Here is a 10,309-nt window from a genome sequence, read left to right as displayed (position 1 = left end):
ATTGAGAAATTTTTACACAAAATTTATTACACTTCCATTTAATGCATAACTTATGCATATATTAAATCATTTTTAGACAAGATATTTATTTATCTTGTCTTTTTCTTTTTATTTGTAAAGACAAAATAGTATAATTTAAATAAAAATAAAGGGGAAAAATGAGTCAAGAGCAAATAGCAGTAATTGCAGGAATTAGTGTAAGTATGTTTTTGATGCTTTTAATAACTTTCTTTTTGCTTTTTTTAAGGTTTAAATATTTTAAAAAAATATCTAAACAGGAGCAATTAGGTTTAGAAGCAGAAAAAAATATTAATTTTCTTTTAAGAAGATGAGCAGAAAAAAATAATTTTTATTTTTTAGAAAGCAGTTTGTATAAATACAATGATAATCAATTGTTTGAAGTTGATGGAATATTATTAACAAACAAAGCAATTATTATTGTAGAAATAAAATCAATAAATGGCGTTATTAAAGGAAATTCAACAGAAAAAACACTAAATAAAGTCTTAGGAAATAAGAGTTTTGAAATTTCTAATCCTATTTATCAAAATGATAAGCATATTTATCATATAAAAAAAATGTTAGATGGAAATTTTCCTATTCTTTCTTTAATTGTGTTTTCAAACAGAGCACAAAGGTTAGAAATAGAAAATGAGTTAGCTTATGTTATCATTTGCTTAGAAGATGAACTCAATCAAATTCTTTTTGATATAAACACTTCATTAGAAGAAAGAATAAACCCAGAAACTCTAAAAGCTATTAAAGAAGCTTTTGAAAAATATCAAACAAATAATAAAAAAGATTATTTAGTATTAAAATCTTTTTCAACAAGTAGGTAAAATATGGAAAGTAAAGAAAAACAAAAAGTATCAAGAGAATTAATAATTGATAATTTAGCAATTAAAGTTGAGCAAGAAGTAACTACTTCAAATACCCAAAAAATAGCATTAAAAAAAGATTTTATTTTAGTTAAAAATGAAAAAATACTTGATGATGAACAATTAATAGAATTTATTAGACCTTTTTTTAATAAATATAAAGATAAAATAATAACTACTTTATTTACAAAAGATATAGATTTAGACAATAGATATTTTTATTTATTTGGAGAAAAAATTCATTGCCTTTTTGATTTATTTTTTGGAAAATATAAATTCGTTCCTTTAAGAACTGGTTTTCAACCAAGACTCTTAAAAACTAAAAAGCAAGTAATAGAATATATAGAAGAAATTAGAAAAAGAGAGTTATTAAAATATTTATTAGTGAGATTAACAAACATCGAAAAAGAAATGGGAATAAAACATCAAAATAGAGTATTTGTAAGAGTTAAAAAATCTATTTGAGGTACTAATCATATTTTTAGAAAAGAAATTTATTTTTCAGAAGCATTATCCCCTTTTTCCAAAGATATCATTGATTCAGTAATTTACCACGAATTAGCTCATTGTTTTGTCCCTAATCATTCAAAAGAATTTTGAGATATAGTATATAAATACTGTCCTGATTATGACCAAAAAACTAAAAAATTAAACAATAAGGAATATCAATAAAATGAAAGAAGAAAATATTTATTTATGTGGTCCAACAGTTTATAACCATGTGCATATTGGAAATATGCGCTCTCTTGTTTTTATAGATATTTTAAATAGAGTTAAAAAATACTTTAATTACCAAATAAATTATCTTCACAACATCACTGATATTGATGATAAAATCATACAAAAAGCAATTGAAGAAAATAAAAGCGAAAAAGAAATCAGTGAATTTTATTATCAAGAATATCTAAAGTTATTTAAAATTTATAATGTTGTTAAACCAACTAAAATTTTAAAAATTACAGATAAACTAGATTGAATTAAAAATTATATTAAAGAATTATTAGATAATAAAAATGCTTATAAAAGTGAAGGTAATGTTTTTTTTGATGTTAAAACAATAAATAATTATGGAATTCTTTCTAATCGAAAATTGGAAGATATGAAAAACGAAGAAGAAACTTCTTTAAAAAAGAAAAATATACAGGATTTTTCTTTATGAAAGAATACAGAATTAGGCATAAAATATGATTCTGAATTTGGACAAGGGCGTCCAGGATGGCATACAGAATGTTGTGCAATGATTTATTATTACTTTAATAAAAAAACCATTAATATTCATGCTGGTGGTGTTGATTTACTTTTTCCTCATCATGAAAATGAAAATGCACAGCATTTTGCTTTAACTAATAAAGCAATTGCCAAGGAATGAATTCATGCTGGTTTTATTAATAAAAATGGCTACAAAATGTCTAAATCATTAGGAAATATTTTGCTTGCAAAAGATTTTGCTTTTTTATACGGACCTGACACTTTTAGAAATATTATTTTAACAACTAATATTTTTACTCCTGTTGATTTAAGTGATGAACTTATTGTTTCTAATAAAAATAAAATTCAACAATTAACTAAATCATACTATCAATTTCTTTTAGAAAAAAGTAATTTAGTAATTGATACTTCTAAGATTGAAAAAATAATGCAATTATTTCTTGAATTGAAATTTGCACAAGCAAATAAAGAAATAAGTGAAATACAAAAAAATAAAGACTTTGCAACTTTATTTGAAATTTATAAACTACTTGGATTTAATTATGTTAATTTACAATTAGATCAAGAAATTAAAGAAATTTATTATAAATGAAAAGAACTAAAAGAACAGAAAAAATACGATCAAGCAGATAAATTAAGAGTAATCTTACATGAAAAAAATATTTTATAAACAAATAATGGAAAAATAAATAAAAGAAAGAAGAAAAGAGAGTTTCAATGATGGCAAAATATATTTGTGGGAAAAATTCAGTATTGGATGCAATAAAACATAAATTACCAATAATTCAAATTTTTTCTTCAAGACCTGAAGAGTTAATCAAAGTACAAAAAGATATTAAAGTTATAAAAAAAGATTACAAATATTTAGATAATCTGACAAAAGAAAACCATCAAGGTTTTATTGCACAAATCAGTGATATTGAAACACATGATTTAAATGTTATATTTAAAGATAAACCAGAAAAAATCTTAATTTTAGATCATATTCAAGACCCACACAATTTCGGAGCAATAATAAGAACAGCAAATGCCAGTGGAATTAATCATATTATTTTTCCTAAAGAACGTTCTGTCGATATTACCCCAACAGTTTTAAAAGTATCATCTGGCGGATTTATAAATATGAAATTTATTAAAGTTGCATCTATTAGTGCAACAATAACTAAACTAAAAGAAAAAAAATTCTGAATTTATGGAACAACTTTAAGTTCCAATTCCATCGATATTAATCAAACAACATTTAACTATCCACTGGCATTAATTTTAGGTTCCGAAGCAAATGGGATATCTAAAAGTGTAGAAAAAATGTGTGATCAAAATATTTATATCCCTTTAAAAGGAACTGTGCAATCACTAAATGTATCAGTAGCAGCCGGAATTGTTTTATTTAAATTAAAGTAAAACAAAGGAAAAGATGAACAAATCAGAAAAGGAAATAGAAAAATATAAAGAACTAGTAATCGCAGCTTCTAAAAATGTTTTTAGCAAATTTAAATACATTCCTTTAACTTGAGAAGATATTAATATTTATGGTTTATCCATCGTTTTAGAAGTAGCAGAAATAGCAAAGAAATATAATCAAGAAGACAAAAAAGGTGTAATTTATGCTATCTTGTTTAATAAATTAATGACTTATGCTAAATCATTTACTAAAAATAATTCTAAAATAATGAATTTTAGTATTTCATTTGAAGATGAAATTTTAACCAAACTAGAATCAGAAAATTCAAAAGAATATCTTTTTAAAGAAGACTGTCAAAGATTTTTTAAAAAGTTTTCTCATGAAGAATTAAATATCTTAAATTTATATTATCTTAATAAAAAAACAGTTAAGGAAATATCTAATCAGTTCTATACATCATCCTTTAAAATTAAAAGGTTTTTAGAAAAAGTAAAACTCGAAGCAGTTGAATATTTCAAATAATTGCAAAAATAATATATAATTAATAAACTATGTCTAAAGAAAAAATTGCATTAGCTTGTGAAGTTTGCAAGTCAAAAAATTATGTTAAAAATAAATCTGTAGATGACAGATTAGTAATCAACAAGTTTTGCAGAAAATGCAATTCTCAAACTTTACACAAGGAAGAAAAATAATGAAAGAAAAAAGAAACAAAAAGAAAAGAGAAAAAAAATATTATTTCAGAAATTGAATTAAAGAAATAAAAAGAATTAAGTGACCAAAAGGTAAAGATGCTAATAAAAATTTTATGTGAACTATTATCTTTGTGGTTATTTGTTCAATTTTATTTGTTTCTATTTCTTTCGTTGCAACTTTAATTTGAAATTCAATAGGAGTAGGTTTTTAAATAATGGAAAAAGAAAATTTTAAATGATATATGATTTCAACCATATCAGGAAAAGAAGAACAAGTTATTGAGTCTTTAAATAACAGAATAAAATCAGAGTTTTTAGATAGTATTTTTGAAGAAATTAAAATGTTTACGGTACCACATTTAACTCAAAAAGAAATCGATAAAAAAATAAAAGGGGAACCATTTGTTGTAAAAACAGAGAATCTGTATAAAGGTTACATTTTTGCTAAAATGCTTATGACCGATGATGCCTGATTTATTGTGCGTAATACTCAATATGTTACTGGACTTGTTGGTTCATCAGGAAAAGGAGCTAAACCAACACCAGTTTCTAACCGCGAAATCAAAAAAATGTTTGAAGCAGAAAAAAAAGGTTGAGAAAAATACAATGCTGGAATCATTGATTCACCTTTCAAACCTAATGTCGTAGTTAGAGTTATTGAAGGTAGTTTTGAAGGCGAAGAAGGAACAATCATAGAAACTGATGATAGATTAGGTGATTCTTGAGTAGAAATTGAAATATTTGGTAGAAAAACTCCTATAAAATTTTCTCATAAACAATTAGAAGTAGTAAAATAGTTCAAAAACTCAAAAAATTTGCATTTTTTTCAATAAAATGCATTTTTTTATTTCACTTTTATGCAAAAAATTCAAAAAGTGGTAAAATTAATGTATATGATATTCAAATTTTCGAAAAATTTCAAATATTAAGTGAATATTATATATATTAAAAATAATAAATAATAAAATAAAGGAATAATATGAAATTAAGTAAAAAATTATTATTAGGACTAGGTGGAACATTAACAGGATTTGCAACTTTAGCAACCGTTGTTTCATGTGGAGATAAAAACAATTATTATACAACTGATTACTCAGGTATTAAAAAATTAGTAGAACAAAAAGCTCCAGAAATCAAAAAAGCAATCGCTGATAAAAATGCTAAAGAATTGAAAATTACTTTATTAACAGCTGGAGGAAATGTTAATGATAAATCATTTAACCAATCAGCTTGAGAAGCAATTTCTCAATTATCATTCCAAACAGAATCAAAAGCTAATAAATATGTATTAGGAGATTCATCTAACTTAGAAAAAAGTTACAATTCATTATTAACAACTGATTCTAATGTTTGAGTATTAACTGGATTCCAACAATCAGGTGCTTTTTCAAACTGATATAAAGTAAATAAAGATAAATTTAACCAAAAAGGAATTATTGTTATTGCAATTGACTGAGATTTACAAGATTCTGAATTACCATCAGGTAGATTTATTTCATTAAACTACAATACAGATGAAGCAGGATGAATTGCAGGTTATGCAACAGCAGATTACTTCTCAACTAAAGAAACTGATGATGCAAAAAGAAAAGTTGCAGCATTTGGTGGAGGATTAGGAGCTGGAGTTACTGACTTTATTGCAGGATACTTAACAGGAATTAAATACTACAATGCTAATAATCCTAAAGTTACAAAATTAACAGCAGATACATTAACTTTAGATACAGGATTTAAAGCAGATTCAACATCAACACCAAAAGTTAATACAGTAGTAACAACAGGAACACCAAAAGTTGTTTTACCAGTAGCTGGAAGTTTAACTTCTACAACTATTGATCAAATCCAAAAATCAAATAAAGGTCAATTTGTAATTGGTGTGGATACAGACCAATCATTAACTTTTGAAGCTTCAAAAACATTATTCTTTACATCAATTGAAAAAAGAATTGGAAATACCTTATTTAGAGTATTAGCTGACTTATTTACTAAAAAAGGAGCATCTTCAGATATTATTTCAACATTTGCTGAAGGAACAAAAAATGCTCATGTTAAATTAGGATACTGAGATGATTTTGTTGGATTAGCAAAATCACAAATTAGCGACAAAGCTGCAGCAGATGCTTCATTAGACAAAGCAGCAGCAAAATTCAAAGAACTTGTTAAAAAAGAACATAAAGCAACTGCTAAAACTCTTTTAAGCATTCCAGTAATGGATCCAGCAGGAGCAGCAACTAACCAAACTGAATTAGATAAATTAGCTGCAGAAATTAACAAACAAACAGGAAAAGCAGCAACAACAGAACAACCTACTCCACCAGCATCTGGAGCAGGAACATCACAGGGGGGGGCAAATAACAACCCACAAAATCCTTCTGGAGGGAATGCAACTGGTTCAACAACCGGAACACAAAATGCTTCTGGACAAACTGATGGAGCAGCAACTCAACCAGGTTCAGGAACTCCTACTACTCCAACTTCAAGTACAAGTGGAGAAGGAAATCAATCACAAGGAAGTATCGCTGCTTCTCAACCTGCTAATAACACAGCACACCAAGGTTCATAATCTTATTAAAACAATCCAATAATCTACTATAACAATTAGATTAAAATAAAAAAATAACTTTTATGTTATTTTTTTATTTGTTTATTTGTTAAAATTATATAGGAAAGAGAAAAATGGAAAATACAGTTAATAAAGTAGAAAATGCAATTGAATTTATTAATGTTACAAAAGAATTTGGAACTATAATTGCCAATAAGAACATTAATATTAAGATCAAAAAAGGTACCATTCACGCTTTAATTGGTGAAAATGGTGCTGGAAAAAGTACTTTAATGTCAATTCTATTCGGTCTTTATACACCTACTAGTGGTCAAATCAAAATAAATGGACACAGTATGTATATTAAAGATCCTAACCAAGCTAATGATTTAGGAATTGGTATGGTTCATCAACATTTTAAACTCGTTGATGCATATACTAATTTAGAAAACATTATTTTAGGCGATGAATTTACACATAGAGGTTTTTTAGATAAAAAATTAGCAATTCAAAAAATACAAACTATACAAAAAAAATATAATTTAAATTTTGATTTAAATCAAAAAACAGGTGATGCTACTGTTTCTACACAACAAAAAGTAGAAATTATGAAAATGCTTTACCGTGATGCTGAAATTCTTGTGTTTGATGAACCTACTGCGGTTCTAAACCCACAAGAAATAGAAGGTTTATTAGAAACAATGAAAATATTTAGAGAAAATGGAAAAACAATTATTTTTATTTCTCATAAATTAAATGAAGTTAAATCAGTTTCTGATGAAGCAACCGTTATTAGACACGGAGAAGTTGTTGGACACTTTAATTCTTTAAAAAATGTTTCAATTTCAGAAATTTCAGAAGCAATGGTTGGTAAAAAAGTAGTAATGCCAAAAAACAACACTGAAAATAACTTTACTCAAGTTGGTTTTGAGTTTAGAAACGTTAGTGCCAAACATCTAAAAGGAATTCAAGACGTTTCATTTACAATCAATAAAGGTGAAATTCTAGCAATTGCTGGAGTTGAAGGTAACGGACAAGAAGAAATTGAATTTGTTGCTTCAGGGATGTTAAAACCTTCACATGGTAACGTTATCCTTTATAAAGAAGATGAAAAAGGTCAAATTCTTGAAAAAGATATCACTCATATGTCTGTAAGTAAAAAGAAAGAAGAAGGAATTTCATATATTCCAGGTGATAGACATAAATATGGTTTAGTTTTAGATTTTACAATTGGAGATAATTCAATAATTAGAAGACTAAAAGATAAATCATTCAAAAATTTAGGAATTTTATCAACTAAAAAAATTCACAATTTTTATAAAGAAATACAAACTGAATATGATGTTCGTGGTGGAAGAGATGGAAAATCCAAAGCTAGATCATTATCAGGTGGAAACCAACAAAAAGCAATTGTTGGTCGTGAGATGTTAACTGAACACGATTTTATTATCATTGTTCAACCAACTCGTGGATTAGATGTTGGAGCAATTAACATTATTCATAACAAAATACTACAAGAAAAAGCAGCAGGTAAAACTATTTTACTAATATCTTATGAATTAGATGAAATTTTTGCTTTAGCAGATTCTGTTGTAGTTATTAACAAAGGAAAAGTTTCAGACAAAAGAGATGTAAAAAATATTACAAGAAACGAAATAGGATTATTAATGGCGGGAGTACAAAATGAATAAAGTAGAAGAAAAGAAAATATCTTTATTTAAAAGATTTTCAAACTTCTTTTTTGAAGAAGATAATACAAATGCAAGAAAGAAAATATTTAGTTCTTTATGAGCATTATTCTTTGGAATGATAATCGCTTCTATCTTTATTGCATCTTTAGGTTCTAATCCGTTTGAAATTTATTACCAAATTATAAATTCTTCGTTAAAAGAAGAGTTTATTTATAGATTCTTAATTACTATTTCAGTATTTATATTTGCATCGGTTGCTGTTGGTATTGGATTTAAAGCATCGATGTTTAATATAGGAATACCAGGGCAAATGATGGCTTCAGGTCTTGTTTGTTTTGTTGTGGTAAGTTATTTAGGTTCAACCAGTAATACCGAAATAGTTGTTAAAGGATGACATTTAATAGTTGGACTTTTAGCAGGATTAGTTGCAGCAGTTTTTGTAGGGATGATTGCTGGATTACTAAAAGCATTCTTTAACATAAATGAAGTTATTTCAACAATTTTATTAAATTGAATTATTTACTATATTGCTTATCAATTACTTGTTGGGAAAATTCAAGGTCTTCCTTTTACTTTACCTCCAGGTTTAACAGATTTACCAATATCTAAAAAAATAATTTTTGAAAATGATTTCTTTAATTCACAAGCATTTGCAGGAATTTTATTAGGACTATCATTTATTTTTGCTATAACAGTTTGATTTATAATCAAAAAAACACCTATTGGTTATAAAATTAAAATGACTGGATTTAACAAAAATGCTTCTAAATATTCTGGAACAAATGAAAAATTATTAATTATATCTATTTTAAGCGTTTCAGCAGTTTTAGCAGGAATAGCAGGATTTCTTTGATTTGTTTTCTCAAGACAAAATCTACCTATACTTTCATCTCCCGAACCTTTAGGATTTGATGCAATAGCAGTTTCCTTGCTTGCTTATAATTCACCTATAGGAATTATTTTTACAGCAATATTCTATTCACTTTTAACAGTTGGTTCAGATAATATTCAAATTTTAAATCCAAAATTAGATGCACAAGCTGTTCAAATGATTTCAGGACTAATCATTTATTTTGCTGCTATCGCTGTAATTTTCTTTAAATTTAAACCAGTTTCTAAATTTATTAAATTTGTTTTCTTAGTTAAAAGCCATTATTTCTATCATGAAAATAGAAAAATTTATGAATATAAACAACTAAGATCAAAAATCAAAAAACAAATAAAAAATAAAAATAATTCTTCAGAAACAATTGAGTTATGAAGTAAAAGATTAGAAATTTTAAATGATTATATTAAACACTTGCAAAATTTACATAAAGAAAAACCTTATGTATTTAAAAAAGCAAAAGCAGAATATATTCAAGAATTTATAAACTTTAAAAATAACAACCCATTAAGTAAAAATGCTACAATTAATGAATATATTAAACATCTTGAAAAAGAATTATTAATTAATACAAGATTTTTAAATAAATTATCCAATTTATCAAAAGAACATAAAATTAGTATATTTAAAGCATATTGATTTAGTAAAAAAATCATGAGAAAAAACAATAAATTATCTGTTAAAATAATCGAATTAACAAACGAACCAAACAAAATACAATGAAAAGTTCTTCAAAATGAACTTAAATCTGATTTTTTTAAAAAAGCTATGAATCAAAAAGACATTAATGAAGAGCAAAAAATTGAGTTATTTAGAGAATTATCTGAAAAAAGAAGAGAAATTAACAAACAACTTTCTGAACTTGGTTTTTATGACTTAAAAGTTTTAAAAGACCAATACAAGGCAAATAGAGTTGAATTAAAAGCTCAATACACCAAAGAAAAAGATTTAATTGTTCAAAATATGAAAAACGAACACAAATGAATTAGAATTGAGGTAATATAAA

Annotated in this window: 11 protein-coding genes; all 11 read left to right on the top strand. The window is 25.5% G+C overall.

All coding sequences use genetic code 4. From position 1 onward, the window contains the following. Nucleotides 1–158 precede the first annotated feature (158 nt). The 11 genes from ACXX89_RS02200 (at nt 159) to ACXX89_RS02150 (ending at nt 10,308) form a co-directional block, all read left to right on the top strand. Nucleotides 159–839, top strand: coding sequence for a nuclease-related domain-containing protein (locus ACXX89_RS02200; protein WP_458557505.1), 681 nt, complete (start codon nt 159–161; stop codon nt 837–839). A gap of 3 nt (nt 840–842) precedes the next feature. Further along, the gene (locus ACXX89_RS02195; protein WP_458557504.1) at nt 843–1,550 is read left to right on the top strand and encodes a M48 metallopeptidase family protein; all 708 of its coding nucleotides are present in this window, start codon (nt 843–845) and stop codon (nt 1,548–1,550) included. A 1-nt stretch (nt 1,551) separates the two neighbouring features. Then, on the top strand, nt 1,552–2,757 hold the full coding sequence (cysS, locus tag ACXX89_RS02190) for a cysteine--tRNA ligase (RefSeq protein WP_458557503.1): 1,206 nt from the start codon (nt 1,552–1,554) through the stop codon (nt 2,755–2,757). Between the two features lie 47 nt (nt 2,758–2,804). Continuing rightward, the gene (gene rlmB / locus ACXX89_RS02185) at nt 2,805–3,488 is read left to right on the top strand and encodes a 23S rRNA (guanosine(2251)-2'-O)-methyltransferase RlmB (protein ID WP_458557502.1); all 684 of its coding nucleotides are present in this window, start codon (nt 2,805–2,807) and stop codon (nt 3,486–3,488) included. 13 nt (nt 3,489–3,501) lie between these two features. Continuing rightward, nucleotides 3,502–4,011: a hypothetical protein gene (locus ACXX89_RS02180; RefSeq protein ID WP_458557501.1), complete on the top strand. Its 510-nt coding sequence runs from the start codon at nt 3,502–3,504 to the stop codon at nt 4,009–4,011. Nucleotides 4,012–4,040: 29 nt separating this feature from the next. Beyond that, the gene (gene rpmG / locus ACXX89_RS02175) at nt 4,041–4,184 is read left to right on the top strand and encodes a 50S ribosomal protein L33 (RefSeq protein ID WP_436358942.1); all 144 of its coding nucleotides are present in this window, start codon (nt 4,041–4,043) and stop codon (nt 4,182–4,184) included. Further along, nucleotides 4,184–4,396, top strand: a complete 213-nt coding sequence (gene secE, locus ACXX89_RS02170) for a preprotein translocase subunit SecE (RefSeq protein ID WP_458557500.1) — start codon at nt 4,184–4,186, stop codon at nt 4,394–4,396. Before rpmG ends, secE begins: the two co-directional genes overlap by 1 nt. A gap of 3 nt (nt 4,397–4,399) precedes the next feature. Continuing rightward, nucleotides 4,400–4,981 carry a transcription termination/antitermination protein NusG gene (gene nusG, locus ACXX89_RS02165; protein WP_458557499.1) on the top strand — a complete coding sequence of 194 codons (582 nt, stop codon included), beginning with the start codon at nt 4,400–4,402 and terminating at the stop codon, nt 4,979–4,981. Nucleotides 4,982–5,163: 182 nt separating this feature from the next. Next, nucleotides 5,164–6,747 (top strand): BMP family ABC transporter substrate-binding protein, encoded by a 1,584-nt coding sequence (locus ACXX89_RS02160; RefSeq protein ID WP_458557498.1) that lies wholly within the window; start codon nt 5,164–5,166, stop codon nt 6,745–6,747. Nucleotides 6,748–6,860: 113 nt separating this feature from the next. Further along, a complete protein-coding gene (locus tag ACXX89_RS02155) occupies nt 6,861–8,417 on the top strand; it encodes an ABC transporter ATP-binding protein (RefSeq protein ID WP_458557497.1) in 1,557 nt (518 codons plus the stop codon). Beyond that, nucleotides 8,410–10,308 carry an ABC transporter permease subunit gene (locus tag ACXX89_RS02150; protein ID WP_458557496.1) on the top strand — a complete coding sequence of 633 codons (1,899 nt, stop codon included), beginning with the start codon at nt 8,410–8,412 and terminating at the stop codon, nt 10,306–10,308. Before ACXX89_RS02155 ends, ACXX89_RS02150 begins: the two co-directional genes overlap by 8 nt. The last annotated feature ends 1 nt before the right edge of the window (nt 10,309 follow it).

The sequence above is a fragment of the Mycoplasma sp. 1012 genome (assembly GCF_054343455.1).
This window is presented reverse-complemented; position numbering and strand designations above follow the sequence as displayed.